General features: G+C 60.3%; 22 protein-coding genes. 17 read left to right on the top strand and 5 right to left on the bottom strand.

The features are described from left to right. Positions 1–293: 293 nt before the first annotated feature. Positions 294–728 carry a GtrA family protein gene (locus ACL2XQ_RS19490; protein WP_413739565.1) on the top strand — a complete coding sequence of 145 codons (435 nt, stop codon included), beginning with the start codon at positions 294–296 and terminating at the stop codon, positions 726–728. A gap of 100 nt (positions 729–828) precedes the next feature. Here the strand turns inward: ACL2XQ_RS19490 and ACL2XQ_RS19485 are convergent, their stop codons facing one another. After that, on the bottom strand, positions 829–1677 hold the full coding sequence (locus ACL2XQ_RS19485; protein WP_410013985.1) for a MurR/RpiR family transcriptional regulator: 849 nt from the start codon (positions 1675–1677) through the stop codon (positions 829–831). Between the two features lie 180 nt (positions 1678–1857). On the opposite strand from ACL2XQ_RS19485, the gene murQ reads away from it, so the two are divergent. The 3 genes from murQ (at position 1858) to tadA (ending at position 4201) form a co-directional block, all read left to right on the top strand. Next, the gene (gene murQ, locus ACL2XQ_RS19480) at positions 1858–2799 is read left to right on the top strand and encodes an N-acetylmuramic acid 6-phosphate etherase (RefSeq protein ID WP_413739564.1); all 942 of its coding nucleotides are present in this window, start codon (positions 1858–1860) and stop codon (positions 2797–2799) included. Between the two features lie 192 nt (positions 2800–2991). Then, positions 2992–3630, top strand: coding sequence for a phosphatidylglycerophosphatase C (gene yfhb / locus ACL2XQ_RS19475; protein ID WP_410013987.1), 639 nt, complete (start codon positions 2992–2994; stop codon positions 3628–3630). A 55-nt stretch (positions 3631–3685) separates the two neighbouring features. After that, a complete protein-coding gene (tadA, locus tag ACL2XQ_RS19470; protein ID WP_413721184.1) occupies positions 3686–4201 on the top strand; it encodes a tRNA adenosine(34) deaminase TadA in 516 nt (171 codons plus the stop codon). Here the strand turns inward: tadA and mltF are convergent. Beyond that, the gene (gene mltF, locus ACL2XQ_RS19465) at positions 4191–5822 is read right to left on the bottom strand and encodes a membrane-bound lytic murein transglycosylase MltF (protein ID WP_413739563.1); all 1632 of its coding nucleotides are present in this window, start codon (positions 5820–5822) and stop codon (positions 4191–4193) included. The genes tadA and mltF overlap by 11 nt on opposite strands. Positions 5823–6045: 223 nt before the next feature. Here mltF and purL point away from each other — a divergent pair, with 223 nt between their 5' ends. The 6 genes from purL (at position 6046) to glyA (ending at position 16081) form a co-directional block, all read left to right on the top strand. Next, positions 6046–9933: a phosphoribosylformylglycinamidine synthase gene (gene purL, locus ACL2XQ_RS19460; protein ID WP_413729649.1), complete on the top strand. Its 3888-nt coding sequence runs from the start codon at positions 6046–6048 to the stop codon at positions 9931–9933. A gap of 648 nt (positions 9934–10581) precedes the next feature. Continuing rightward, positions 10582–12018: a sensor histidine kinase gene (locus ACL2XQ_RS19455; RefSeq protein WP_410013991.1), complete on the top strand. Its 1437-nt coding sequence runs from the start codon at positions 10582–10584 to the stop codon at positions 12016–12018. A gap of 2 nt (positions 12019–12020) precedes the next feature. Further along, entirely contained in the window at positions 12021–12806 is a 786-nt protein-coding gene (locus ACL2XQ_RS19450; RefSeq protein ID WP_410013992.1) for a two-component system QseEF-associated lipoprotein QseG, read from the top strand. After that, on the top strand, positions 12806–14143 hold the full coding sequence (gene glrR / locus ACL2XQ_RS19445; protein ID WP_410013993.1) for a two-component system response regulator GlrR: 1338 nt from the start codon (positions 12806–12808) through the stop codon (positions 14141–14143). Before ACL2XQ_RS19450 ends, glrR begins: the two co-directional genes overlap by 1 nt. 65 nt (positions 14144–14208) lie before the next feature. After that, on the top strand, positions 14209–14547 hold the full coding sequence (gene glnB / locus ACL2XQ_RS19440; RefSeq protein ID WP_331122444.1) for a nitrogen regulatory protein P-II: 339 nt from the start codon (positions 14209–14211) through the stop codon (positions 14545–14547). A 280-nt stretch (positions 14548–14827) separates the two neighbouring features. Then, positions 14828–16081, top strand: a complete 1254-nt coding sequence (gene glyA / locus ACL2XQ_RS19435; protein ID WP_410013994.1) for a serine hydroxymethyltransferase — start codon at positions 14828–14830, stop codon at positions 16079–16081. A 169-nt stretch (positions 16082–16250) separates the two neighbouring features. Here glyA and csiE read toward each other — a convergent pair whose 3' ends face one another. Then, the gene (gene csiE / locus ACL2XQ_RS19430; RefSeq protein WP_410013995.1) at positions 16251–17528 is read right to left on the bottom strand and encodes a stationary phase inducible protein CsiE; all 1278 of its coding nucleotides are present in this window, start codon (positions 17526–17528) and stop codon (positions 16251–16253) included. 228 nt (positions 17529–17756) lie between these two features. Here csiE and ACL2XQ_RS19425 point away from each other — a divergent pair, with 228 nt between their 5' ends. Then, positions 17757–18422 (top strand): DUF1007 family protein, encoded by a 666-nt coding sequence (locus ACL2XQ_RS19425; protein ID WP_413723481.1) that lies wholly within the window; start codon positions 17757–17759, stop codon positions 18420–18422. Positions 18423–18424: 2 nt separating this feature from the next. After that, positions 18425–19468 (top strand): nickel/cobalt transporter, encoded by a 1044-nt coding sequence (locus ACL2XQ_RS19420; protein ID WP_413721181.1) that lies wholly within the window; start codon positions 18425–18427, stop codon positions 19466–19468. A gap of 12 nt (positions 19469–19480) precedes the next feature. Here ACL2XQ_RS19420 and suhB read toward each other — a convergent pair whose 3' ends face one another. Beyond that, positions 19481–20284 carry an inositol-1-monophosphatase gene (gene suhB / locus ACL2XQ_RS19415; protein WP_331122451.1) on the bottom strand — a complete coding sequence of 268 codons (804 nt, stop codon included), beginning with the start codon at positions 20282–20284 and terminating at the stop codon, positions 19481–19483. A 117-nt stretch (positions 20285–20401) separates the two neighbouring features. Between suhB and trmJ the strand changes: the two genes are divergently transcribed. From trmJ to sseB, 5 genes are all read left to right on the top strand, one after another. Next, a complete protein-coding gene (gene trmJ / locus ACL2XQ_RS19410) occupies positions 20402–21145 on the top strand; it encodes a tRNA (cytosine(32)/uridine(32)-2'-O)-methyltransferase TrmJ (protein WP_410013999.1) in 744 nt (247 codons plus the stop codon). Between the two features lie 102 nt (positions 21146–21247). Then, a complete protein-coding gene (iscR, locus tag ACL2XQ_RS19405; RefSeq protein WP_413721180.1) occupies positions 21248–21748 on the top strand; it encodes a Fe-S cluster assembly transcriptional regulator IscR in 501 nt (166 codons plus the stop codon). A 51-nt stretch (positions 21749–21799) separates the two neighbouring features. Next, on the top strand, positions 21800–23014 hold the full coding sequence (locus tag ACL2XQ_RS19400) for an IscS subfamily cysteine desulfurase (protein ID WP_413721179.1): 1215 nt from the start codon (positions 21800–21802) through the stop codon (positions 23012–23014). A gap of 155 nt (positions 23015–23169) precedes the next feature. Continuing rightward, positions 23170–24468, top strand: a complete 1299-nt coding sequence (pepB, locus tag ACL2XQ_RS19395; RefSeq protein WP_413721178.1) for an aminopeptidase PepB — start codon at positions 23170–23172, stop codon at positions 24466–24468. Between the two features lie 118 nt (positions 24469–24586). Next, positions 24587–25381 (top strand): enhanced serine sensitivity protein SseB, encoded by a 795-nt coding sequence (gene sseB, locus ACL2XQ_RS19390; RefSeq protein WP_413721177.1) that lies wholly within the window; start codon positions 24587–24589, stop codon positions 25379–25381. Positions 25382–25493: 112 nt separating this feature from the next. Here sseB and sseA read toward each other — a convergent pair whose 3' ends face one another. Beyond that, positions 25494–26336 (bottom strand): 3-mercaptopyruvate sulfurtransferase, encoded by an 843-nt coding sequence (gene sseA / locus ACL2XQ_RS19385; protein ID WP_413721176.1) that lies wholly within the window; start codon positions 26334–26336, stop codon positions 25494–25496. Between the last annotated feature and the right edge of the window lie 486 nt (positions 26337–26822).

Raw genomic sequence — 26822 nt, 5'->3', positions numbered from 1 at the left:
TTCTTATTATGACCTCTGGCGGTGCGCTTGACGTTTACATCAGCATTATCCGCCTGGCGGCGGCGCCCGGGGGTTGCACACTTCCGGCGGTGCTTTATCTCACGGGCCAAACGTGGTTATCATTTATTGACGCGGCTTTTGGCAAAACGGTTTTACGCTCAGGAAAGGAGGCCGCTGGCGTGAATTTGAGATACAGTATCGGCAATGCTCCTGCGCTTCGCGGCGCCCAGACAAAAAATCAACATGGCCGGCCCTGATGCCTTATGGGCAGCAGCACACGTTGAGTGGAAAATATGCAAAAAATTAAAGAACTGTTCTTCTTCGGTATGATTGGTGGTGTCGGTTTTATCGTCGACTCGGGAGTGCTGTATCTATTAAAGGATGCGTTAGGCCTGTATGCCGGACGCGGGGTGTCTTTTGTCTGCGCGGTGCTGACCACGTGGATCCTGAATAAAATGATTACCTTTCGCCAAAGCCGCAGCGGTCGCTCGGCCCTGTCCGAGGCCATCAGGTACGGTATATGTATGCTTAGCGGCGGGGCGGTCAATTACCTGACCTATTGGTTTCTGGTGTCCTGTTATACCTTGGTGCAGCAGTACCCGATTTTGGGGGTGGCGGCGGGTAGCCTGACCGGGATGGTATTTAACTATTCCACCGCCCGGTTTTTTATCTTTAATCAGAAAACCCGCCTGCCGGCGTCCCCTGACGGCAAGCCGAACCCGCGCTGACCGCGACGGGGCTACGCCTTTGGCACGGGCGCATTGAATGCTGAAACCGGCTGGGGATGCGGCCGGGGCCGCGCCGGCGCATCTCTCGTCAGGATGGGGATTATACTAATTTTTTGAGCAGTTCTTCGCTATGGCGGATGCGCTGCGGCGCATTTTCCAGGTCGCGCTGCACCAGCGCCATAAACAGCAGATCGGTCAGCGATTGCTGAGCGATGGTGGAGGAAATGGCGCCGCTGCGCTGCGCCTGTTCTTCCGCCACCGTGTAGAGGGCGATATCGGCGTGCTGTTGCAGCGCATTAGGCGAGAAGTGAGTGATTGCCATCACCCGCGCCCCTACCCGGTGCGCCTCCTGCGCCGCCAGGTTAATCTCGCGGCGCGCGCCGCTAAAGGAGATGGCCAGCAGCAGGTCATGGGGGCTGACCGCCTGGATGGTGGCCAACAGTACGTGCATGTCGGTTTCCGCCACCGCCGACATGCCGATTTTCATCAGCTTATAGGAGAAATCCTTGGCCACCAGGCCGGATGCGCCTATGCCGACGATAATCACCCGGCGGGCCTCCTGCAACATGGCCGCCGCCTGGCGGAGTTTTTCCTCGCTATTGATATCAAGCGTCGCCCGCAGCGCGGCCACTTTTTCCGTCAGCAGCTTTTCGCCCACCGCTTTCAGCGGATCGTCGCTTAAGATATGGTTATGCACCCTGATGGACGGCAGCTCATAGGCGCCGGCCAAGGTTTCGCTGAGCGCCAGTTTTAACGCCGTAAAGCCTTTGTAACCCAGCTTTTGCGCGAACTTCACCACGCTTGACTGGCTGACGCCTGCCTGTTCGGCGACTTTTTGCGAGCTGAGATGCCTTGCCTGGTCGGTTTGCGTTAAAAGATAATCGGCCAGCTTGCGGTCGTTGAGCGATAGCGAGCGATATAGCTGACGAATACGAAGCACACTGCTCATAACAAAAGACTCATAACGAAAAACTCATAAAACAACGGCCCATTAACAAGGGATTATAAATAAAGCGCCCAGGGTGAATATGCATGTCGAACCCTGCCATGGCCATTCCGCTCCGGAGACGACAGAGTACAGAATTTTCTCGCCTGCCGGAATTTAATATTCAATAATAGATTCAATTAAATGAATAAAAAATTCAATGGTGACGAGATGAACAATGATGTGGCAACCCTGGGCGCGTTGGTATCGGAGACCCGTAATCCGGCCTCGATGAACCTGGATATGCTCTCCACCCTGCAGATGGTGACGTTGTTTAATCAACAGGATCGCCTGGTGCCGGAGGCCATCGGCCGCGAATTACCCGCCATCGCCGGGGCGGTGGATCTGGCGGCGGCGGCGCTTGCCGCCGGCGGTCGCCTGATCTATCTGGGCGCCGGCACCAGCGGCCGGCTGGGCGTGCTGGACGCGGCTGAATGTCCGCCCACCTTCGGCGTGCCCGAAGGCATGGTGGTGGGGCTGATCGCCGGCGGGCCGGGCGCCTTGCTGAAAGCGGTGGAGGGGGCCGAGGATAGCCTGACCCTGGCCCGGGATGATTTGCAGGCCATCGGACTGCGCGCCGTGGATATGGTGGTCGGGCTGGCGGCATCGGGCCGTACCCCGTACGTGATCGGCGGTTTGCGCTATGCTGCGGGGCTGGGGTGTCCCACGGCGGCCATTTCCTGCAATCCCGGTTCGCCGCTGGCCCGCGAGGCGCGTATCGCCATTTCGCCCGTGGTGGGCCCCGAGGTGCTGACCGGCTCCACCCGGATGAAGTCCGGCACCGCGCAAAAGCTGGTGCTGAATATGATTTCCACCGGCGCCATGGTGAAACTCGGTAAGGTCTATCAAAATCTGATGGTGGATGTGAAGGCCACCAACATTAAACTGGCGGATCGCGCCTGCCGTATTGTGGCCGAGGCGACCGGCTGCGATACGGCGCGGGCCGGTGAAATCCTCGCGTTGACCGGCTATGCGGTGAAACCGGCGATTTTGATGATCCTCACCGGCGCTGACGCCGACGAGGCGGCGCGCCTGCTGTCGGAGCACCGGGGCTATTTGCGCCATGCCCTTGATGCCGGGAAATAAAACACCGTTTTCAGGGCGCGGTAAACAGGCTACATCCACCAGTACTGTCTACACTGATAACAACCGTATGCGCATGCGCGTATTTTTCCCCTTCCGGCGCCGGACATGTTTTCCGTGGGCCGGCATGATCGTTACCCTGGCGACGGGGACGGACGCCCGGGATCATAAGATATTTTAACCGGAGGAGTTGTTTTGAGTCGCACAGCAGCCTCGCGCATAGTTTTTTTCGATTTGGACGGCACGCTGCATCAACAGGATATGTTCGGTTGTTTTCTGCGTTATCTGCTGCGCCACCTGCCGCTGAACGCCATCCTGGTCCTGCCGGTATTGCCGGTCGTCGGCATCGGGCTATTGGTGAAGGGGCGCTCGGCGCGTTGGCCGATGAGCCTGTTGTTATGGGCAATTACCTTCGGCCACAGCGAAGCCCGGCTTATCAAGTTGCAGCAACGTTTTGTCGTCTGGTTCCGCCAGCGGGTCACCGGCTTTCCCATCGTGCTGCAGCGCCTGAACGACTATTTGGCCAGCCAGGATGCGCAGGTGTGGCTGATCACCGGCTCGCCGGAACCCTTGGTGCAAGGAGTGTACGCCGACGCGCTGTTTTTGCCGCGGGTTAAGCTTATCGGCAGCAGGATGACCCGCCGGCACGGCGGCTGGGTATTGACCCTGCGCTGCCTGGGGCATGAAAAAGTGGCCCAGCTCGAGCGCGAACTGGGCACGCCGCTTAAGCTGTTCAGCGGCTATAGCGATAGCCAGCACGACAGCCCGCTGCTCTATTTTTGCGAACATCGCTGGCGCGTCACCCGCGAGGGCGAGTTAAAACAACTGGATTAAAAAATCCCTTTATCCCTGTATAATCACCGGCTGCGAATCATCCGGGAGAACAGATATGCACGGCGAACAGGGCGACGAAATCTGGATGCGCCATGCCCTCTCCCTGGCCGGCCGGGCCGAAGGCGAGGGCGAGGTGCCGGTGGGCGCGGTGCTGGTGCTGGACGGCCGGGTCATCGGCGAAGGCTGGAATCGTTCCATCGGGCGTCACGATCCCACCGCCCATGCGGAAATCATGGCGCTGCGCCAGGGCGGGGCGGTGCTTGGCAACTACCGGTTGGTGAATACCACGCTATACGTCACGCTTGAACCCTGCGTAATGTGCGCCGGCGCGATTATCCATGCGCGCGTCGGCCGGCTGGTCTTCGGCGCCAGGGATGAGAAAACCGGCGCGGCGGGTTCGTTGTGCGATGTGCTGCGCCAGCCGGGCATTAATCATTGCGTGGCTATTACCGAGGGCGTACTGGCCGGGGCGTGCTCCGCCCAGCTGAGCGCGTTTTTCCGTGCCCGCCGCGAGGCGCATAAAGCGCGCCGCCTGGCGCTGAAGTCCCAGGACCCGACGATTACGGAATAACGCCGCCGGGCCGGATCCAGGGCGGCGCGGCCACGGCGCCGGTCGCATTGGGCGGGAACAGTCCGGTGATCTGCGGCGGGATTTTCGCCGGCGCCGGGCCGGGCGTCGCGGCCGGGGACGGGGCTAGCGGTTCAGCCCCGGTCGCCGCCAGCTGCGCCGCCTTTTTCTCTTTCTCTTCCAGGTAGCCGTTCAGGCTCATTTCATAGCGCCGGATATTTTCCACGTAATTGTAGGCTTGCTGGCCGCGCGCATAGCCGTAAGTGGTTTGCTGATAGTAGCGCGGCTGGCTGAGCATCGGCAGGCGCAGCTTGACGTCCACCCAGCTGTCGGGATTGCCCTGCTGCTTTGCCGTCAGGGCGCGCGCGTCCAGCATATGCGCATAACCCATATTATAGGCGGTCAGCGCAAACCAGATTTTTTCATCCTCGGGAATGGTATCGGGCACTTTTTGCATCATGCGTTCCAGATACAGCGCCCCGCCCCGGATGCTTTGTTCAATGTCCAGCCGATCGGTAATGCCCAGGCTATCGGCGGTGGCGCGGGTCAACATCATCAGGCCGCGCACGCCGGTGGGGGAGACGGCCTGGGGATTCCAATGGGATTCCTGATAGGAGATGGCCGCCAGCAGTTTCCAGTCGATTTCCTTGGCATATTGCTGGAACAGCCCTTGCAGCGTCGGCAGCGTGGCGTCGATGGAGGTCAAAAAGGTCTTGGTGTCCACGTAATCAAAACTGCCCACGTGGCCGAGATATTTTTCCTCCAGCCGCGCCATGGTGCCGTCCGCTTCCTGGCCGCTGAAAAAATCCAGCAGGGCGGCGGAAAGGTTGTCGCTATTGCGCCGCGGCAGATACCAGGTGACCGGCTCCTCGTCGCTGACGTCGAAGGCCACGGCCAGTTGCGGATGCACCCGTTGCAGCAGGCCGACGGTCGCCGAATCCACCAGCGTATAGTCGAGCTTGCCTTCGGCCACCTGCTCCAGCAGCGCCTTGCTGCTGAGATCGGAGGATACCTCCCATTGCAATTGCGGATATTTTGTTTCCTTCAGGCCGCGCAGCAGCGAGATATGCGCCGACCCGGAGGAGACGGCCAGCCGGCCCTGCAGGGCGCCGAGGTTTTTCGGCCGCGGCTGGCCCAGGCGGTACACCAGTTGCTGGGAAACGTAATAATAGGCGGGGCCGGTAGTAAAACGCTGCAGGCGGTCGTTATTGTAGAGCAATCCGGCGGCGAGCAGATCGGCATCGTCGTTGTCCAGATCGTCGAACAGTTCATTGAGGGTATGGCGCTGGCGGATGACCAGCCTGACCCCCAGATAATCGGCGAAACGCTTCGCCAGTTCGTAATCGAAACCGGTTTGCTGGTTGTTGGCGGTATAAAAGCTCAGCGGAGCGTCGATGGTGCTGACGCGCAGCGTTCCCCTGGCTTTTATCTGGCTGAGTTTATCGTCCTGCATGCTGTGCCAGGGGACGTTTAACCACAACGCCCAGGTCAGCAAGACGGCGATAACGCCGGTCACGACATAATTTAATTTAAAACGCTTCAAATAGTTATCTCTCGCCGGGGCGATTTTATCGCGGTCTGTGATCGCGGTGTTATTATCTTTTTTTCCCTGGGGTCGGAGCATTTTGCTTAACAAAACGCCAAGGTGCAAATTTATTGCATTCCCGCCGCGGGGACGTTTTAACAAGAAGAATCGCAACAATAACCGCGCAAACGGTTTCGTCCGCCGCCGGGATTCTCTATAATGGCGCGCGTTTCCCCCCTGAAGCTGCGCTAAAGATGCGCCCCATGGCAAGCCGTACCCGAGCACCTTTGGTCGCCGGTTCAAAGACGAGAGATCTTTTATTATGGAAATACTGCGTGGTTCGCCCGCTCTGTCGGCATTTCGTATCAACAAGCTATTGTCCCGCTGCCAGGATGCCCGGCTTCCGGTCAGCGATGTCTATGCTGAATATGTCCACTTTGCCGACCTGAGCGCGCCGCTTTCCGCCGACGAGCTTGCCCGGCTGCAACGGCTGCTGAAGTATGGCCCCTCTCTCGCCGAACATGCGCCCCAGGGCCGGCTGCTGCTGGTTACGCCGCGTCCCGGCACATTATCCCCCTGGTCGTCGAAGGCCACCGATATCGCCCATAACTGCGGGCTGGCGCAGGTCAAGCGCCTGGAACGCGGGCTGGCGTTTTATTTCCAGGGCGCGTCGATGACCGGGGACCAGTGGCGGCAACTGGGGACGTTGCTGCATGACCGGATGATGGAAACCGTCTTCAGCGAGCTGGAGCAGGCCCAGGCGCTGTTTGCCCACCACGAGCCCGCGCCGGTGCGCACCGTGGCTATGCTCGCGGACGGCCGCGACGCCCTGGAGCAGGCCAACCAGACGCTGGGGCTGGCGCTGGCGCCGGATGAAATCGACTACCTGCTCGAGGCGTTCACCCGCTTGGGCCGCGATCCCACCGACGTTGAGCTGTATATGTTCGCCCAGGCCAATTCCGAACATTGTCGCCATAAAATCTTCAACGCCGACTGGATTATCGACGGCCAGGAACAGCCGAAGTCGCTGTTTAAAATGATCAAGAACACCTTTGAACAGACGCCGGAGTTTGTCCTGTCCGCCTATAAGGACAATGCCGCGGTCATGGAGGGACCGGCGGTGGGACGTTTCTTCGCCGCACCCGGCAGCGCCCGTTACGATTATCACCAGGAAGCGGCGCATATCCTGATGAAGGTGGAAACCCATAATCATCCCACGGCTATTTCACCCTGGCCCGGCGCCGCCACCGGCTCCGGCGGCGAGATACGCGATGAGGGCGCCACCGGCCGCGGGTCCAAGCCCAAGGCCGGCCTGGTGGGCTTTTCCGTCTCCAACCTGCGCATTCCCGGTTTCGGCCAGCCGTGGGAAGAGGATTTCGGCAAGCCGGATCGCATTGTCAGCGCGCTGGATATCATGACCGACGGTCCGCTGGGCGGCGCGGCGTTTAACAATGAGTTCGGCCGTCCCGCGCTGACCGGGTATTTCCGCACTTATGAGGAGCGGGTCGACAGCCATAACGGCGTTGAGCTGCGCGGCTACCATAAGCCCATTATGCTGGCGGGCGGCCTCGGCAATATTCGCGACGGCCATGTGCAGAAAGGAGAGATCACCCCCGGCGCCAAGCTTATCGTGCTGGGCGGCCCGGCGATGAATATCGGTCTCGGCGGCGGCGCGGCGTCCTCGATGGCGTCCGGCCAGTCGGACGCCGATCTCGACTTCGCCTCGGTGCAGCGCGACAACCCGGAAATGGAGCGCCGCTGCCAGGAGGTGATCGACCGCTGCTGGCAGATGGGCGACGACAATCCTATTTTGTTTATCCATGACGTCGGCGCCGGCGGGCTGTCCAACGCCATGCCGGAGCTGGTCAGCGACGGCAATCGCGGCGGGCGTTTCCAGCTGCGGGATATTCCCAACGACGAGCCCGGCATGAGCCCGCTGGAAGTCTGGTGCAATGAATCGCAGGAACGTTATGTGATGGCGGTGGCGCCTGAACAGCTGGCGGCCTTCGAGGCCATCTGCCGCCGCGAGCGCGCGCCCTTCGCGGTGATTGGCGAGGCGACGGAAGAACTGCATCTCAGCCTGGACGACAGCCATTTCAACAACCGTCCCATCGATCTGCCGCTGGACGTGCTGCTCGGCAAAACCCCGAAAATGACGCGCGACGTTGTCCGGCTGCCGGTGGCGGGCACGCCGCTTAACCGCGGCGGCATCGAGATGGCCGAGGCGGTAAAACGGGTGCTGCATCTGCCGGTGGTGGCGGAAAAAACCTTCCTGATTACCATCGGCGATCGCACGGTCACCGGCATGGTAGCGCGCGATCAAATGGTCGGGCCGTGGCAGGTGCCGGTGGCGGACTGCGCGGTTACCACCGCCAGCCTGGACAGCTATTACGGCGAAGCGATGGCCATTGGCGAACGCGCGCCGGTGGCGCTGCTGAATTTTGCCGCCTCGGCCCGTCTGGCGGTGGGCGAAGCGCTTACCAATCTGGCGGCGACCCAGATTGGCGATATTAAACGCATCAAGCTTTCCGCCAACTGGATGGCCGCCGCCGGCCATCCCGGCGAGGATGCCGGCCTGTATGACGCGGTCAGGGCGGTGGGCGAGGAGCTTTGCCCGGCGCTGGGCCTGACCATTCCGGTGGGCAAGGATTCGATGTCGATGAAAACCCGCTGGCCGCAGGGTGCTGAGCAGCGTGAAATGACGTCGCCCATGTCGCTGGTGATTACCGCCTTCGCCCGGGTGGAAGACGTGCGCGGCACGGTAACCCCGCAGCTGCGCGCCGGGCAGGATAACGCCCTGTTGCTTATCGATCTGGGCGCCGGGCATCAGGCGCTGGGCGCCACCGCCCTGGCGCAGGTCTATCGCCAGCTGGGCGACGATACGGCGGACGTGCGCGACGTGGCGCAGTTGGGCGGCTTTTATCGCGCGCTGCAGCAACTGGTGGCGGACCGCGTTCTGCTGGCGTACCACGACCGTTCCGACGGCGGCCTGCTGGTGACGCTATTGGAAATGGCCTTTGCCGGCCATTGCGGCCTGGATATCGATATCGCGGCCCTTGGCGAGGATACGCTGGCGGCGTTATTTAATGAAGAGCTTGGCGCGGTGATCCAGATCGCCGCCGGCGATCGGGATCGCGTCGAACAACTGTTCGCCGACCATGGCCTGGCGGATTGCCTGCGTTATCTCGGCCGGGCCGAAGCGGGCGACCGGGTGGTTATCCGCCGCGCCGACCGCGCGGTCTATAGCGAAAGCCGCACCCTGCTGCGCACCTGGTGGGCGGAAACCACCTGGCAGATGCAGCGTCTGCGTGATAACCCCGGCTGCGCCGACGAGGAGCACGCCGCCAAGCAGGATGATAGCGATCCGGGCCTGAATGTCGCGCTGAGCTTTGACCCGGCCGAGGATATCGCCGCGCCTTATATCGCCAGGCAGGCGAAGCCCCGGGTGGCTATCCTGCGCGAGCAGGGGGTGAATTCCCATGTGGAGATGGGCGCGGCGTTCCATCGCGCCGGCTTTGACGCCATCGACGTGCATATGAGCGACCTGCTGTCCGGGCGCCGTGATTTGCAGGAGTTCCAGGCGCTGGTGGCCTGCGGCGGCTTCTCCTACGGCGATGTGCTGGGCGCGGGGGAGGGCTGGGCCAAATCCATCCTGTTCAATCCGCGCGTGCGCGACGAGTTCGAGGCGTTTTTCAACCGTCCGCAAACCCTGGCGCTGGGGGTGTGCAACGGTTGCCAGATGATGTCCAACCTGCGCGAGCTTATCCCGGGGGCCGAACTGTGGCCGCGCTTCGTGCGCAACAAGTCGGAACGCTTTGAAGCCCGCTTCAGCCTGGTGGAGGTGACGCAAAGCCCCTCGTTATTGTTGCAGGGCATGGTCGGTTCCCGCCTGCCCATCGCCGTATCCCACGGCGAAGGGCTGGTGGAGGTGCGCGATGCCGCGCATCTGGCGGCGCTGGAACATGCGGGCCTGGTGGCGTTGCGGTTCGTGGATAACACCGGCAAGGTTACCGAAACCTATCCGGCCAATCCGAACGGGTCCCCGAACGGCATCACCGCCGTGACCAGCGCCAACGGGCGGGTCACTCTGACCATGCCGCATCCTGAGCGGGTATTCAGGACGGTGAGCAATTCCTGGCATCCCGGCGAGTGGGGCGAAGACGGTCCCTGGATGCGCATGTTCCGCAACGCGCGCAAACAGCTGGGCTAAGCCGGCCGTGGCGCTTACGGCGCGCGCGGCGGCATCCTGTGCGTGCCGTGGCGCCGTCCCGTCAGAGGCTAATCAGCGGCTGTCGGCTCGTTGCCGGCGCTTTTTTTTCACGTACTCCGCCGGTGGGGCAGCCGAAAGCAAAGTGTCGCTTTAATTCATTTCTTAAGATAATTCTGTCTCTTTTTAGAGACACTTAATTAATTGTTTTTTAATGATATTTTATTTTACTGCGATTTATGTCTCTTTCGGGAGACAAACGGCGGCGCCGGCCCGGGCAGTACAATGCGGTATAGGGAGCGGTACCTGAAAATGTTATTTATTTTCAACGTATTATAAAATTATTTTATTTATGGCATGAATGCTGCATACTATAGCCCAGTTGCTCATTCACCCCGATATGACAGCGCCGTTTACGCTTAACCAACGGCTTTTGCTTCATAACTACCGAATGACGCCAAAGAACGGTGCCTATCGTCCAACATACCGATAATTGCCTTACGGCTTTATCACCCACAGGACGACACGTTGAGTGAGGCACCCCCTATTCCGATAAAAAAGCACTTGCCCGCGGGCCAAGTGCTTTTTTTATGCTTTCTTCAAGCCACCGAACCGGATAGCATCGGCAAAGACTTTGTCGGCAATCACAGGATGATTTTTTTGAAGACGTGGCGTCCCTTTCCCCGATCCCTGCGGCAACTGGTGATCCTGGCCTTTACGCTGGTGCTGCTGCCCCTGCTGTTACTGGCTTACCAGGCCTGGCAAAGCCTGGATAATCTTAGCGAGCAGGCGGCGGATATCAACCGTACCACGCTCTCGGACGCCCGGCGCATCGAGTCCATGGGCAGCGTGGCGCTGGAGATGGAGCGCAGCTATCGCCAGTATTGCGTGCTCGACGATGAAACCCTGGTCACCCTTTACCAAAACCAGCGACGGCAATATACCCAAATCCTCAACGTCCGCGCCGGCATGCTGCCCGATCAACGCTATTATCAGCGGCTTACCCAGCTACTGGACCAGCTCGCCGCCATTCAATGCGAAAACAGCGGACCGAATGCGCAGGCGTCCGCCTTGCTGAGGGATTTTTCCCATGCCAACAATGATATGGTGCAGGCCACGCGCAATGATATTTTTACCCGCGGCCAGCAATTGCAGCGGGCCATCGCCGAGCGCGGCCGTTTTTTCGGCTGGCAGGCACTGCTGCTGTTTATGTTTAGCCTGGTGCTGGTGATCCTCTTTACCCGCATGATTATCGGTCCGGTGAAAAGGGTCGAAAAAATGATTAACCGGCTTGGGCAGGGACGGCCCCTGGACGATTGGGTCTCTTTTACCGGCCCGCGTGAAATCCAGTCGCTGGCGCAGCGCATTTTATGGCTTAACGAACGATTGTCCTGGCTGGAATCCCAGCGCCATGAGTTTTTACGCCATATCTCCCATGAACTGAAAACGCCCCTGGCCAGCCTGCGCGAGGGCACGGCGCTGCTGGCGGACGAGGTGGCCGGTCCGCTGACGCCGGATCAGCAGGACGTGGTGGCCATCCTGGACAGCAGCAGCCGTCACTTGCAACTACTGATCGAACAGCTGCTCGACTACAATCGCAAACTGGCCGACAGTCCGGCGGACTATGAAGATATCGCTCTCGGCGCCATGATCGAGCGGGTTATTACCGCCCATAGCCTGCCGGCCCGCGCCAAGGACATCCATACCCTGGTGGCGCTGGAGTGCGAACGCGTCAGGGCGCAGCCGGTGCTGTTAATGCGCGTGCTGGACAATCTCTACTCCAATGCGGTGCACTATGGCCCGGAATCCGGTAACATTTGGATCCGCAGCCGCACTTCGTCCGGTCGCCTTATCCTGGACATCGCCAACAGCGGAGAGCCGATCATGCCGGCGGAGCAAACCATGATTTTCGAGCCGTTTTACCAGGGCCGCGTTCAACGCAAGGGCGCGGTTAAAGGCAGCGGCCTGGGATTAAGCATCGCGCGTGATTGTATCCGCAGGATGAACGGCGAGCTTAACCTGGTGACGGTGGAGTATGCCGGGGTCTGCTTTCGGATAGAATTACCCTTAACCGCCGAGAATGAATAATAATGATGTTACGTACCGCACCGGCGATGGGCAGATTGACGCTAAGCTTTAATCGCCTGATTCGCTTTTCCTTGCCGCCGGCATCAATACGCGGGCTGTTCAGGCCGGTATGCCTGCTGCCCGTGCTGCTGGCGGGATGCCATGGTTATCCCGCTCACCGCGATGTGGCCGGCTCTTCCACGGCCCAGGTGCAGCAGGTCTCGCCGCCGAACCGTTTCGCCGCCGAATGCAACGAACTCTGGCAAACCGACGCAGAATCCACCCTGGCCGACCCCGGCTACTGGCTGCGCGCCATGCAGTGCGCCGAACGCATAACGCCCACCCAGGCGCGCGCCGAAGCCGGGCATCAGTCGGGCGAGACCTGGCATGACGCCTTCAGGCAGAGTATTTTGCTCAATTCAGCCGGCATCAGCGTGATTGAACGGCGCGAGTCTTATCAGCACCTGTTGGAATTCCGTTCCCAATTTCCCGCGACGATCTATCCGCTGTTTAAAATGTGGCGCCAACAACAGGCGCTGCGCCTGATGCTGGCGGAGGAGCGCAGCCGCAGCCAGCGGCAGCAGGAAACCAGCGCCAGCCAGATAGACATGCTGCGCATCCAGCAGATGGAGCTGCAGCGTAAGCTGGACGTGACCACCCGCAAACTGCAGAACCTGACGGAAATCGAGCAGCGGTTATCCTCCCGCAAGCAGCTGTCGCCGGATATGCCCGACAACGACGATAACGACGCGCCGGACGCCGCCGCGGGCCGTGGCGCCGCCGGACCACAACAGGGAACCGGTAAATAATGAGCCAACATCAAACCGCCCATTTATTATTGGTCGACGATGATACCAGCCTGCTGAAACTGCTGGGCATGCGCCTGACCAGCGAAGGATTTACCGTCACCACCGCCGAAAGCGGCCAGGACGCCCTGCGCGTGCTGGCGCGGGAAAAAATCGATCTGGTGATAAGCGATCTGCGCATGGACGAAATGGACGGGCTGGCGCTGTTCGGCGAGATCCAGCGCCATCAGCCCGGCATGCCGGTGATCATCCTGACCGCCCATGGTTCCATACCCGATGCGGTAGCCGCCACGCAAAAAGGCGTGTTCAGTTTCCTGACCAAACCCGTCGACAGGGATGCCTTATACCAGGCTATCGATCATGCCCTGCAACTGTCGATGCCGGCGGGCGACGACAGCTGGCGCGAGTCAATCGTCACCCGCAGCCCCCTCATGCTGCGGCTGCTGGAGCAGGCTAAAATGGTGGCGCAGTCGGATGTCAGCGTGCTGATTAACGGCCAGAGCGGCACCGGCAAGGAGATCCTGGCGCAGGCGATCCATGCCGCCAGCCCCCGCGCCAAACATCCTTTTATCGCCATTAACTGCGGCGCGTTGCCGGAGCAGTTGCTGGAGTCGGAGCTGTTCGGGCATGCCAAAGGGGCGTTTACCGGCGCGGTGAGCAGCCGGGAGGGTTTGTTCCAGGCGGCCGCGGGCGGGACGCTGTTCCTGGACGAGATTGGCGATATGCCGCTATCCTTGCAGGTCAAGCTGTTGCGCGTCCTGCAGGAGCGCAAAGTGCGCCCGCTGGGCAGCAATTGGGATGTGGATATCGACGTCAGGATCATTTCCGCCACCCACCGCGATCTGCCCAAGGTGATGGCCGCAGGCGGGTTTCGCGAAGATTTGTATTACCGCCTGAATGTGGTCAGCCTGAAATTGCCGGCGCTGCATGAGCGTGCCGAGGATATCCCGGTGCTGGCCAATCATTTGCTGCGGGCGGCGGCGCTGCGCCATAAGCCGTTTGTACGCAGCTTTTCCACCGATGCCATGAAACGTCTGATGGCGGCCAGTTGGCCTGGCAATGTACGTCAGCTGGTTAACGTGATAGAACAGTGTGTGGCCCTGACGTCGGCCCCGGTCATCAGCGAAGCGCTGGTGGAGCAGGCGCTGGAGGGGGAAAATACCGTCTTGCCGACGTTTGTTGAGGCCAGATTGCAATTTGAATTACATTATCTGCGTAAATTATTGCAGATCACCAAAGGTAACGTTACCCAGGCGGCGCGTATGGCCGGACGTAACCGCACTGAATTTTATAAGCTTTTGTCTCGTCACGAGCTGGACGCTAACGACTTTAAAGCCTAAGTTGGCTCTCTTTTTACCCATGCTGCGCGGCCGGCGTCGCCGGGCTGCCTGAAAAAGGTTTTACGATGAAAAAAATCGATGCAATTATCAAACCGTTCAAACTGGACGATGTGCGCGAGGCGTTGGCGGAAGTCGGCATCACCGGCATGACCGTCACCGAGGTGAAAGGCTTCGGGCGCCAGAAAGGCCATACCGAGCTTTATCGCGGCGCGGAATATATGGTGGATTTTTTGCCCAAGGTAAAAATCGAGCTGGTGGTGGCCGATGATATCGTCGACAGCTGCGTCGATACCATCATGCATACCGCCCAGACCGGTAAAATCGGCGACGGTAAAATCTTTGTTTTCGACGTTGCGCGCGTTGTGCGTATCCGCACCGGCGAGCAGGACGAAGAAGCGATCTGACGCCCGCCGTTATTCCCGCGCCCGCGGCATATACCGCTGGGCGGGGAGTCCCGTGGTCATGAAAAAATTCCCCGCCGGCATGAAAAAAAATCCCAATCCCCTTGCGACCCGCGCGTGCCCGCCCTTATGGGCGCGCGGCGACGGAATCGTTTGCTTAAAAACCGGCGCGGGCCCTATCGGAGCAGGGGCAAAAAAGTTTACACTATCGCCATAGCGTCAACGGATTCTTACAATCTTTTTTTTCACCCCACAGCGATGCCAGCTGAGCCAGGAGAAGCGGATGTTAAAGCGTGATATGAACATTGCAGATTATGATGCCGAATTATGGCAGGCAATGGAGCAGGAAGTGGTGCGCCAGGAAGAGCACATTGAACTGATTGCCTCGGAAAACTACACCAGTCCGCGCGTCATGCAGGCTCAAGGCTCCCAGTTGACCAATAAATATGCCGAAGGTTATCCGGGCAAGCGTTATTACGGCGGCTGCGAATTTGTCGATATCGTCGAGCAGCTGGCCATCGATCGCGCCAAGGAGCTGTTCGGCGCCGATTATGCCAACGTGCAGCCGCATTCCGGGTCGCAGGCCAACTTTGCCGTCTATACCGCGCTGTTGCAGCCCGGCGATACGGTGCTGGGCATGAACCTGGCCCACGGCGGTCACCTGACCCATGGTTCGCCGGTTAACTTTTCCGGCAAACTGTATAACATCATTCCTTACGGCATTGATGAGAGCGGCCATATCGATTACGCGGAGCTGGCGCAATTGGCCGAAACGCATAAGCCGAAGATGATTATCGGCGGTTTTTCCGCCTATTCCGGTATTGTCGATTGGGCTAAGATGCGTGAAATCGCCGATAAAGTGGGCGCTTACCTGTTTGTCGACATGGCCCATGTGGCCGGCCTGGTCGCCGCCGATGTCTATCCGAACCCGGTGCCTCACGCGCATGTGGTGACCACCACGACCCATAAAACCCTGGCCGGTCCACGCGGCGGCCTGATCCTGGCCAAGGGCGGCAGCGAAGAACTGTATAAGAAGCTCAATTCCGCCGTTTTCCCGGGCGGGCAGGGCGGGCCGTTGATGCATGTGATCGCCGGCAAGGCGGTGGCGCTGAAAGAAGCGATGGAGCCGGCGTTCCGTATTTACCAGCAGCAGGTGGCCAGGAACGCCAAGGCCATGGTGGCGGTGTTCCTGGAACGCGGCTACAACATTGTTTCCGGCGGTACCGATAACCATCTGTTCCTGCTGGACCTGGTGGACAAAAACCTGACCGGTAAAGAAGCCGATGCCGCGCTCGGAAGGGCGAATATCACCGTGAACAAGAACGCCGTGCCAAACGATCCTAAAAGTCCGTTTGTCACCTCCGGTATCCGTATCGGCACGCCGGCGGTCACCCGGCGCGGTTTCGGCGAGCAGGAGGTGCGCGAGCTGGCCGGCTGGATTTGCGATATTCTGGACAGCATCCATGACGAAGCGGTTATCGAGCGCACTAAAAAGAAAGTGCTGGATATCTGCGCGCGCTATCCGGTTTATGCCTGATAGCCCCCCAGGCCCGCGCTCACGTTGATACGTCTGGTTTGAATATCGTGTTGGCGGGCCTATCGTGCCATGGGGCGCTCGGGCGGGCGTGAAAACCACGCCCGATTCGGCCCCCCATCGGCACGCATTCCCTTTAACGCGTCTGCTTTGCGTTCGGTGTGAATCTGTCTCAGCAGTTGCCGGCCGTGCCCGGGGTTTCCAAAAGCTGGCGGATGCGCTCTTGCTGGCTTTGCGCCAGCGGCAGGCGCACCAGCATCAACGGCGGGGAAAACAGCGGCAGCGGCATGGCGAACGAGGTCACCACCAGAACGGTGTTTTTCGGCGCGCCTTGCGCCTGGAATTCCGCCAGCGCCTGGAATTTAATATTCAGGGGCAGCAGGGTTAACTCGCGAATCTGCAGCTCCAGCAACTTCTCCTGCTCGCCGCCGCTTTTGGTCAGGATCACCACCTGTTTTTCCTGCAAATCATTGTCCTGCATCAGCCAGGCGCCAAAAATGACCGCAATCAATCCCATCTCTTCGCGTGAAAAACGAATGCGATAGGCGGCCTCAAACGGCATAACCGCCGTCTTGGCGGTGCGCAGCAGCCGCGGGTATTTCTCCTCCACCTCCATTTGCAGGCTGTTGTCGATGCCCACGTGAAAATGACAGCGTTCCAGGGCCGCGCTGAGATGTGAAAACAGCTGGCCAGCCAGCATTTCCGGCTCATTGAAACTCATGCCGGCCAGTTGCTCGAAGCGTTTGACCAGTTCCTCCACCTCGTGCAGTAACTGCCGGTCCTCGCCGGAAGGCGAACGGGCGCGGTGCGGGGTTTTCAGCATCCGCGACAGGAGCGTCAGGCACAATAGTTCGGCGGGAGGGACCGGCCAATGGCGGAACATGTCCGTCACGGCGGCATACTCGGCTTTTTGCCGCAGCCACTGCTGCTGATGCTGGTTGAATTCAGGATGATCGGCCAACGGGCACTGACAAAGGATATAGCGCAGATAAATCGCGAGAAAAGCCCGGTCATACGGGGCGGCGGGGCGATCGATAAGCACCGTGAACCGCTCAACCAGTTCGTCTATTTGTAGCGCGCTTGCCTGAAAAGCGGCGGGAGCCTGGGACCAGAGCTGTTCCTGCAACGGCAGGAAATAGCGGGTTACTTTGTCCGCGCACAGGCGTAAGGCCCGGCGCATGCCTTCTATCAGGCATAGGCGCTGGTTCAGGATTGTGCCTTCGATCCGGTAGCTGCCGTCATGATGCGCAATCAGCTGAAGATGGTATATGCGTCGGATCTCGCTCTCTATATGAGCCAGATCGCGCCGTGTCGTGGGCAAATCCTCGCCGTTATAACGGGCCAGGGCGGCCAATGACAATGACGGCACGGGCGCAAAAAGCATCAAAAGCAAATGGCTACGGCGTTGTGGACCTGAAAGCGCTGGCACCTCTGGGGTGTTCAGGCTCATAGATGTGATGCCCTTACGTTAAGGAATACAGCTAATAATAGCGAAACAATTTCCCTAAGTGAGATTACAGCCTATTTTGTTTGCGGGCTTTAAGCCCGGTCACACTTTAGCCTTCCTAATCGTTCCGCCGGTTATGCAAAGTTGACCGAAAATGTCTTGCGGCGCGTTCCGGATTTCCGCTAGCATCTTCCCGGGGAATAACAGGACGGCAAAATGTTATGTGGCAACATGGGTAAAGACAGGGGTAATACGCCATGCCGGCGATTGCCCCTCGGATTGTTTCTGGCCGTCGCCGGTGGTTTTTGCCGGCCGGTATATGCTCATCCACATAGTTTTATCGATATGAAAACAGACATCCTGGCGCAAGACGAGCGGCTTACCGGGCTGAAGATGACCTGGACCATGGATGAGATCACCTCAGCCGATGTATTTTATGACGCCGGCGACGCCAAACCGGATTCGGTGATCTGGAAAAAGCTGGCGGCGCAGATTATGGCCAATGTGCTGGGCCAGCACTATTTCACGGAAGTGTACCGGGACGGCAAGGCGGTGAAATTTGAAAACCTGCCCACGGAATATCATCTGGAGCGCAATGGACTCAAGGCGCGGCTGGTATTTGTGCTGCCGCTGGCGCATCCGCCGGAGCTGAAAGGGGCGCCCATCGTGTTTTCCACCTTTGATCCTACCTATTTTGTCGATATGACCTATGCGGATAAACACGCCGTCAGCCTGCCGCCGGACTTGGCCGCGCGGTGCGCCATCGACCTGATGACCCCCGCCCCCAACGCGGCGCTGCAGCGCTATGCGCTGTCGCTGGATAAAGCGGCGGCGCCGGACGTCGATATGGCGCTGGGCAAACAGTTTGCCCAGCGGGTGACGCTGCAATGTCATTAAGGATGCGAACCGGCCAAGCGCCGGGGCCCGCGGCCAATCCCTGGTTCAGCCTGTGGCCGTTCTGGTTGTTTTTGCTGGCGTTGCTGGGCGCGCTGGGCTGGATATCGTTGCACTGGGCCAACATCATGACGCTAAGCATCGAGTGGCAGCGTCAGTTGCATCAGCAGCTGGCCCAGCTGATGCAGCAGGTGCAGCGTGATCCCGGGCGATACGGCGGCGCCCTGCTGCTGTTCAGCCTAACCTACGGCATACTGCACGCGGTCGGCCCGGGACATGGCAAGGTGGTTATCACCACGTATCTTTCCACCCATCCCGCGCGCTTAAAACTCAGCCTGACGATGACGCTTGCGGCCTCGCTGCTGCAGGGCGCCATGGCGATTGCGCTGGTGACGCTGGTGCTGGTGGCGCTGCGGCTCTCTTCCGGGATTCTGCATCTGAGCGAAGCGTGGCTGGAGCGGGCCGGTTATCTGCTGATGATCCTGGCGGGCGTACTGCTGTGCCGCCGGGCGGCCCTGCGGCTATGGCGGACGCTGAGCCGGCGCTACGCTACCCGCGGGCGGGCCCTGCCGCTGGCGTGTTATCCCCGGCTGACTTATTTGCCTTCCGGGAGCGGCGGGCCGGGCGATCATCACCATCATGGCGGCTGCTGCCACCGCCATCTGCCCGGCGATGAGGAGCTGGTCTCTGCGGAGGGCTGGCGTACCCGGCTGGCGGTGGTGCTGGCCATGGGCGTGCGTCCCTGTTCCGGGGCGGTAATGGTGCTGCTGTTTGCCAAGGTGCTGGGGGTTTATCTGTGGGGTGTGCTGTCGGCGCTGGTGATGGCGGCGGGGACGTCGCTGACGTTGTTGCTGGTATCGCTGCTGGTATTTTTCGGGCGCCGTTATGCCGAACACCTGACTCGCAGGCACGCAGGCGGCGCTGCGCGCGCTGCCGCCTGGGCGGCATTATCCCTCGCCGGCGGCATGGCGCTGATCGTTGCCGGCGCGGTACTCTTCGCCGGCGCGCACTATGCGCCAACGATCGGCATCCGGCCTTTCAGCCAGTGAAGCTGATGGCGCTTAACGCCTTAACGCATCGCTCAGTTCTTCGCGCATCGCGCCCAGCATGGCCTTGACCACGCGCGGGTTGCCCGCCACCAGGTTACCGGAGACCAGATGGTTATGGCCGCCGACAAAATCGGTGACCAGGCCGCCGGCTTCACGCACCAGCAGCTCGCCGCCGGCGTAGTCCCAGGGTTTCAGGCCGATTTCAAAAAAACCGTCTACCCGGCCGGCCGCCACATAGGCCAGATCCAGCGCGGCGGAACCGCTGCGACGGAAATCGGCGCATTGCTTGAACAGCTTGCCGACAAGGTTCATATAGGTGGCGGAGTGCTGTTTTAGCTTAAACGGGAAACCGGTGGCGATGATCGCCCCTTCCAAATCGCGGGAGGTGCTGCCGCGCAGGCGATAGCCGTTCAGCTGGGTGCCCTGGCCGCGAGTGGAGGTGAACAGTTCGTTGCGCATGGGATCGTAGACCACGGCCACTTCGGTGCGGCCTTTAATGCGCACGGCGATGGACACGGCGAAATGCGGGAGGTGCTTGATGAAATTGGTGGTGCCATCCAGTGGGTCGATAATCCATTGTACATCGGGGTCTTCGCCTGCCAGTTCGCCGCATTCTTCACTGATGATGGTGTGCTGGGGATAAGATTTGCGGATAACTTCGATGATTAAACGTTCCGCCTCGCGATCGACGTTGGTCACGAAGTCATTATCGCCTTTCTGGCTGGCTTCGACGGCATCGGGGGTTTCATAATGTTTGGCAATTAAATTACCCGCCTTTCGCGCAGCGCGAATGGCGATGTTGAGCATCGGATGCATGGATATCGTCCACTAAGATGTTAAAGAACTAAAACGGCGCAGATTATAGCAGAGCGCCAGCAATATGCCTACGGCTGTGATAAACTATTGACCATAATTCCTTTGCCTTGAAAGTCTATGCTGCACAATATCCGCGTCGTCCTGGTTGAAACTTCCCACACCGGCAATATCGGTTCCGCCGCCCGGGCCATGAAAACCATGGGATTAAGCAACCTGTATCTGGTCAATCCGCTGACGAAACCCGATTCGCAGGCCATTGCCCTGTCGGCCGGCGCCAGCGACATCATCGGCAACGCCACCCTCGTCGATACCCTGGACGAGGCCCTGGCCGGCTGCAGCCTGGTAGTCGGCACCAGCGCCCGCTCGCGCACCTTGCCCTGGCCGATGCTGGAGCCGCGCGAATGCGGCGTGAAATGCGTGCAGGAAGGCGAGCATGCGCCCGTGGCGCTGCTGTTTGGCCGCGAACGCGTCGGCCTGACCAACGACGAACTGCAAAAATGCCATTTTCATGTGCAGATCCCGGCCAATCCGGAGTACAGTTCCTTAAACCTGGCGATGGCGGTGCAGATCCTGGCCTATGAGGTGCGCATTGCCTTTCTCGAGCGCCAGCAGGCCGGCGTGCCGGAAAACCACGAACCGTCGCCTTACCCGCTGGTGGATGAGCTGGAACGGTTTTACCAGCATCTGGAGCAGGTGCTGGACCAGACCGGTTTTATCCGCAAGGCGCATCCGGGGCAGGTGATGAACAAGCTGCGCCGCCTGTTTGCCCGCGCCCGGCCGGAAAGCCAGGAGCTGCATATATTGCGCGGCATCCTGACCTCCATCGAGCAACAGCATAGGTCTCATGACGGGACACTGTGATATCGGACGGGAATACTTGAGTAAAACGGTTGGTTAAATAGTTGACTAAATTAGTCAGGAATGGCAGACTTTTACGATATTTCACCCACCGGGACCACCATTATGAGACTGACATCCAAAGGCCGTTATGCGGTTACCGCCATGCTCGACGTTGCGCTGCATTCCAACGAGGGGCCAGTTCCCCTCGCTGAAATTTCCGAACGCCAGGGCATTTCCCTCTCTTATCTCGAACAGCTGTTTTCCCGCTTGCGCAAGCATGACCTGGTGGCCAGCGTGCGCGGACCGGGCGGCGGTTATCTGTTGGGCAAGGCGGCGGATCAGATTGCCGTCGGCGCCATTATCACCGCGGTCGATGAATCCGTCGACGCCACCCGTTGCCAGGGAAAAGAAGCCTGTCAAAACGGCGAACGCTGCCTGACCCACACCCTGTGGCGCGATCTCAGCGTGCGCATCAGTGATTTCCTCAATAATATCTCTCTGGCCGAACTGGTCAATAACGAAGAAGTCCTGGACGTGGCCGATCGGCAAAACAACGATATCCGCCGCACCGCTACCGCCAACGGACGTATACAGGAAACCATTAACGTTAATCTGCGCGCATAAGCAGAAATACGACGGCTGCGATATACGCAGTGTTTCAGGGGCATATGAGCAATGAAACTACCGATCTACCTGGATTATTCCGCCACCACGCCAGCCGATCCGCGTGTGGCTGAAAAAATGATGCAGTATCTCACCATGGACGGTACTTTCGGCAATCCCGCTTCCCGCTCGCACCGTTTTGGCTGGCAGGCCGAAGAAGCGGTGGACATTGCGCGCAACCAGATAGCCGAGCTGGTGGGCGCCGACCCGCGCGAAATCGTGTTTACCTCCGGCGCGACAGAATCCGATAACCTGGCGATCAAAGGCGCGGCCACCTTTCACCAAGGGAAAGGCCGCCATATCATCACCAGTCAAACCGAACACAAAGCCGTGCTTGATACCTGCGCCGAGCTTGAGCGCGAGGGTTTCGAGGTCACTTACCTGGCGCCGCAGCGCAACGGTATTATTCTGCTGCAACAGGTGCAGGACGCCATGCGCGCCGACACCATCCTGGTGTCCATCATGCACGTCAACAACGAAATCGGCGTGATACAGGATATCGCCGCGCTCGGCGAGTTGTGCCGCAGCCGCGGCATACTGCTGCATGTGGACGCCACCCAGAGCGTCGGCAAGCTGCCTATCGATCTCAGCCAACTGCACGTTGATCTGATGTCTTTTTCCGGCCATAAAATTTATGGGCCGAAAGGCATCGGCGCGCTGTATGTTTGCCGTAAGCCGCGGGTACGCATTGACGCCCAGATGCATGGCGGCGGCCATGAGCGCGGCATGCGTTCCGGCACGTTGCCGGTGCACCAGATTGTCGGCATGGGCGAGGCCTACCGCATCGCCAAAGAAGAAATGGCTACCGAAACGCCTCGCCTGCGGGCTCTGCGCGACCGCTTGTGGCAGGGGCTGAAGGATATCGAGGAAATCTATCTCAATGGCGACCTGGCGCAGGGCGCGCCAAATATTCTTAACGTCGGTTTTAACTACGTGGATGGCGAATCGCTTATCATGGCGTTAAAGGATCTGGCGGTGTCGTCCGGGTCCGCCTGCACGTCCGCCAGCCTGGAGCCGTCCTACGTGCTACGCGCCCTGGGCGTGGAAGACGAGCTGGCCCACAGCTCCATTCGTTTTTCGCTCGGGCGTTATACCACCGCGGAAGAGATCGACTACGCCATCCAGGTGGTGCATCAGGCCATCGGCCGCCTGCGTGAGCTTTCGCCGCAGTGGGGCATGTACAAACAGGGCGCGCAGCGCAGCGGCGCCGACTGGGTCCGCCGCTAAGCGGCTCCTGTCATCTCCTTGTCATCCCGGCTGGTCATCCTGGCCGGTGATAACGTCCGCCCTTTCAGGTAATATCCTGTCAAATCACGATTAACCGTCACCGCGCGGGATACGCACGGCATGGGATTAAACATAAAAACTCTAGGAGCCTGGTTATGACAACCGAAGCGATGCCGGTGATGCTGGCAACCACCCCCGCCGACGCCCGCTGGGGCGAAAAAGCGCTGCTGAGCGTGAACGATCGCGGCATGACCATCCACCTGACGGGTGAAAACCGTCTGGCGGCGATCCAGCGCGCGGCGCGCAAAATCGACGGGCAGGGCGTCAGGCATGTGCGCCTCGACGGCGAACTCTGGGACCTCGAGGGCTGCTGGTCCTTTTGGCAAGGCTATCGCGGGCCGAAGGGACAGCGCGAGGTATCCTGGCCCGAGCTTGACGCCGCGGCCAGGCTGGAGCTGGATAACCGGCTGAAGATCATCGACTGGGTACGCCACACCATTAATACCCCGGCGGAAGAGCTGGGGCCGGAACAGCTGGCGCAGCGCGCGGTGGATATTATGTGCTCCGTCGCCTGCGACGACATCAGCTATAAGATCACCAAGGCCGAGGATTTGCGCGACAAAAACTATATGGGCTTGCACACCGTCGGCCGTGGTTCCGATCGCCAGCCGGTGCTGCTGTCGCTGGACTATAACCCGGGCGGCAATCCCGACGCGCCGGTGCTGGCCTGCCTGGTGGGGAAAGGCATTACCTTCGATACCGGCGGCTATAGCCTGAAAGGCAGCAGCTTTATGGATTCGATGAAGTCCGATATGGGCGGCGCGGCCACGGTGACCGGCGCGCTGGCGCTGGCCATCGCCCGCGGCCTGAAACAGCGCGTGCGTCTTTATCTGTGCTGCGCCGATAATATGGTCAGCGGCAACGCCTTCAAGTTAGGCGATATCATCCGCTATCGTAACGGTAAGAGCGTCGAGGTGATGAATACCGACGCCGAGGGGCGGCTGGTGCTGGCGGACGGCCTGATCGACGCGTCGGCGAAAAAACCGCGCATTATCATCGACTGCGCCACGCTGACCGGCGCCGCCAAGACCGCGCTGGGCAATGATTTCCACGCCTTATTCAGCTTTGACGATGTCCTGGCCCAATCGTTGCTGGAGAGCGCGGCGGCGGAAAACGAACCGTTCTGGCGCCTGCCGCTGGCGGAGTTCCATCGCGCGCAGCTGCCGTCCAATTTCGCCGACCTGAGCAACGTGGCGGGCGCGGCGCATAGCGCCGGCGCCAGCACCGCCGCGGCGTTCCTGTCGCACTTTGTCGAAAACTACCGTCAGGGCTGGCTGCATATCGACTGTTCCGCGACCTATCGCAAGAGCGCCGTGGACCAGTGGTCGGCCGGCGCCACCGGACTGGGCGTCCGCACCCTGGCCAACCTGTTGCTGGCCCAGGCGGCGGAATAATAGGGCATTTGGCGGCACACCGGCGGCCCTGAGGCCGGTTATGCTGTCGCTTTGGTTTTCCCTGGCCGCCGTGCGGTGACCCTGCCGGCGGCCGGGACGTGATTGCAGGAAATACGTCATGAAAGCATCCCTCGATAATGCGCTGGAACAGGCGCTGGCGCTGGCGGCCAACGAGCCGGCCCATCGTCCGGCCTTTTTCAGCCTGTTGCTGGAATCCACGGTGTATGTCCTCGGCGACGCGGGGGACGGCTGGATTGCCGGCGCCGCCCGCCACGACGGGGAACAGCCGGTCAATTTGCAGCACTGGGAAAAACCGGACGGCACCACCGCCATTCCTTTTTTTACCTCACTTGACGCACTGCAACAGGCCGTGAGCCAGACCCAGCCGTTCCTGGCGCTGCCCGCCCGCACCCTGTTTGCCATGACCGCCGGCGCGGAGCTGTTCCTGAACCCTAAGCTGCCGTACGGCAAAGCCTTCGGGCCGGATGAAATTACCGCCCTTATGATGAATGAAGGCGACGCCTTGACCGAGCGGGAGATCCTGGAGGGCGAAATGCGTATTACGCTAAGCGATCCGGCGGAAAAACCCGCGCAGATGATCGACTCGCTCACCCGGCTATTCGCGGATATCAAGCAGGTGCGCCGGGCGTTTGTCGTCCAGGTGCAGGACTCCCCGCAGGAGAAGCCGCACTGGCTGATTGGGCTGGAGTGCGAGGGCGATGAGGAAGCGACCATCCAGGCGGTGGGGCGGGTTGCCACCGATACCGCGCCGGACGAGGAGCCGGTGGATATCTGCCTGGTCGGACAGGAGGAACCGGGCATCAGCCACTACTTTATCCATCATATTACGCCGTTTTACGAGCGCAAATGGGGCAGTTGGCTGCGCACCGTGCGCGACAGCGGCAAACATTGACATCGCGTCCCCGCGCCCGCGCCGGGGGCGCCGCCTGTGACGGCAAAACACTGCCGGCGCGCTACGCGTTATTCTTCCTGCCCGCCATGCCCGTTTCGGACGTCACGCCAACTCAGTCGGCGACGGGGACATCGTCCCGACCGCCCCATTCGCTCCAGGACCCGTCGTACAGCGCCACATCCTCCACCCCCAGGGCCGTCAGCGCCAGCACCACCACCGCGGCGGTAACACCGGACCCGCAGCTGGCCACCAGCGGCCGGCGCAAATCCACCCCCGCATCGGCGAACAGCGCCCGCAGCGCGTCAGCGGATTTTAACCGCCCGTCCGCCACCAGCGTGTTCCAGGGCACATTGACGCTGCCGGGGATATGGCCCATGCGCAGGCCGGGACGCGGTTCAGGCGCCTGTCCGCTGAAGCGGGCGGCGGGGCGGGCATCGACAATCTGCGCCGACCGTCCGGCGATGAGGCGCCGCATCTGGGCTATATCCCGGACTTTGTCCGCGGCAAACCGGCCCGTAAAGACGCCCGGCGCCGCGGGCACCGGACCCTGCGCCAGCGGCAGGCCGGCCTGCCGCCACCCCGCCAGTCCGCCCGCCAGCAACGACACCTGTCCGACGCCGGCAATACGCAGCATCCACCATACCCTGGGCGCGGAAAACAGCGAGCCGTCGTCGTAAATCACCAGGTGCTGGTCATCGCTGATGCCCAACTGCGCCATGTCGCGGGCAAAATCCTCCGGGCGCGGCAGCATATGGGGCAGGGGGCTGGCGTTGTCCGAGAGGGCTTCCACATCAAAAAAAACCGCCCCCGGCAAATGTCCGTCGAGATACTCCTGATAAAGGTCGCGCGGCCCCTGGTAGCCTGGCGGCAGCATACGGGCATCGATAACCCTTACCTCGGGATCGTCCAGGCGCTCGGCCAGCCAGTCTGGGGCAACAAACAGGGATGAATTCATGCGGGCTCTCCGGTAACGGCCCGGCGGGCGCAGAGGCGCCCGCCGCGCAGCGGTAAGATAACCGGCATTGTCAGCGATTTTTCCGCGCCGGACAAGAGGAAGACGGCGCTGGCCGCCGCCGTTATCCGCATGCCGGCGCCGAAACCGGCTTTGCACGGCCTAAACGCGGAAAATGACGGATAGGACGCGTTTTCGTCCCGATGATAATGTTAACGTCCTGCGCATAAATTGCGTCGGCCTCAAGCACTTAGCCCACGTCGGCGTCCCGGCGGGACAATCTCGCCGGTTGGATGAAAATTACGCTAGAATTTATTTTTTATTTATGGAAAATAGAATAGCCCCTTGAAAAGTAGGGAATAAGCTGCATTTTTTTTAATGGAATGTTGCATTTCTGGTAGGCAAGCGGCTGTCCGATCCCTATAATCTGCGCCACTTAAACAGGCCGGCATAACAACTGATTAACCCGGTCTTCCATTGCTGTGTAAC

Origin of the sequence: Sodalis sp. RH14 (assembly GCF_047324285.1) — a bacterium.
Lineage (GTDB): Bacteria > Pseudomonadota > Gammaproteobacteria > Enterobacterales > Enterobacteriaceae > Acerihabitans.
Note: the sequence above shows the minus strand (reverse complement) of the source record. Positions and strands in the feature narration are given on the sequence as shown.

What these genes read in the sequence shown, in the direction of transcription:
- ACL2XQ_RS19490 (WP_413739565.1), top strand. Translation starts at nt 294, where the DNA reads ATGCAAAAAATTAAAGAACTGTTCTTCTTCGGTATGATTGGTGGTGTC.
- ACL2XQ_RS19485 (WP_410013985.1), bottom strand. Translation starts at nt 1,677, where the DNA reads ATGAGCAGTGTGCTTCGTATTCGTCAGCTATATCGCTCGCTATCGCTC.
- murQ (WP_413739564.1), top strand. Translation starts at nt 1,858, where the DNA reads ATGAATAAAAAATTCAATGGTGACGAGATGAACAATGATGTGGCAACC.
- tadA (WP_413721184.1), top strand. Translation starts at nt 3,686, where the DNA reads ATGCACGGCGAACAGGGCGACGAAATCTGGATGCGCCATGCCCTCTCC.
- mltF (WP_413739563.1), bottom strand. Translation starts at nt 5,822, where the DNA reads ATGCTCCGACCCCAGGGAAAAAAAGATAATAACACCGCGATCACAGAC.
- purL (WP_413729649.1), top strand. Translation starts at nt 6,046, where the DNA reads ATGGAAATACTGCGTGGTTCGCCCGCTCTGTCGGCATTTCGTATCAAC.
- ACL2XQ_RS19455 (WP_410013991.1), top strand. Translation starts at nt 10,582, where the DNA reads ATGATTTTTTTGAAGACGTGGCGTCCCTTTCCCCGATCCCTGCGGCAA.
- ACL2XQ_RS19450 (WP_410013992.1), top strand. Translation starts at nt 12,021, where the DNA reads ATGATGTTACGTACCGCACCGGCGATGGGCAGATTGACGCTAAGCTTT.
- glrR (WP_410013993.1), top strand. Translation starts at nt 12,806, where the DNA reads ATGAGCCAACATCAAACCGCCCATTTATTATTGGTCGACGATGATACC.
- glnB (WP_331122444.1), top strand. Translation starts at nt 14,209, where the DNA reads ATGAAAAAAATCGATGCAATTATCAAACCGTTCAAACTGGACGATGTG.
- glyA (WP_410013994.1), top strand. Translation starts at nt 14,828, where the DNA reads ATGTTAAAGCGTGATATGAACATTGCAGATTATGATGCCGAATTATGG.
- csiE (WP_410013995.1), bottom strand. Translation starts at nt 17,528, where the DNA reads ATGAGCCTGAACACCCCAGAGGTGCCAGCGCTTTCAGGTCCACAACGC.
- ACL2XQ_RS19425 (WP_413723481.1), top strand. Translation starts at nt 17,757, where the DNA reads ATGGGTAAAGACAGGGGTAATACGCCATGCCGGCGATTGCCCCTCGGA.
- ACL2XQ_RS19420 (WP_413721181.1), top strand. Translation starts at nt 18,425, where the DNA reads ATGCGAACCGGCCAAGCGCCGGGGCCCGCGGCCAATCCCTGGTTCAGC.
- suhB (WP_331122451.1), bottom strand. Translation starts at nt 20,284, where the DNA reads ATGCATCCGATGCTCAACATCGCCATTCGCGCTGCGCGAAAGGCGGGT.
- trmJ (WP_410013999.1), top strand. Translation starts at nt 20,402, where the DNA reads ATGCTGCACAATATCCGCGTCGTCCTGGTTGAAACTTCCCACACCGGC.
- iscR (WP_413721180.1), top strand. Translation starts at nt 21,248, where the DNA reads ATGAGACTGACATCCAAAGGCCGTTATGCGGTTACCGCCATGCTCGAC.
- ACL2XQ_RS19400 (WP_413721179.1), top strand. Translation starts at nt 21,800, where the DNA reads ATGAAACTACCGATCTACCTGGATTATTCCGCCACCACGCCAGCCGAT.
- pepB (WP_413721178.1), top strand. Translation starts at nt 23,170, where the DNA reads ATGACAACCGAAGCGATGCCGGTGATGCTGGCAACCACCCCCGCCGAC.
- sseB (WP_413721177.1), top strand. Translation starts at nt 24,587, where the DNA reads ATGAAAGCATCCCTCGATAATGCGCTGGAACAGGCGCTGGCGCTGGCG.
- sseA (WP_413721176.1), bottom strand. Translation starts at nt 26,336, where the DNA reads ATGAATTCATCCCTGTTTGTTGCCCCAGACTGGCTGGCCGAGCGCCTG.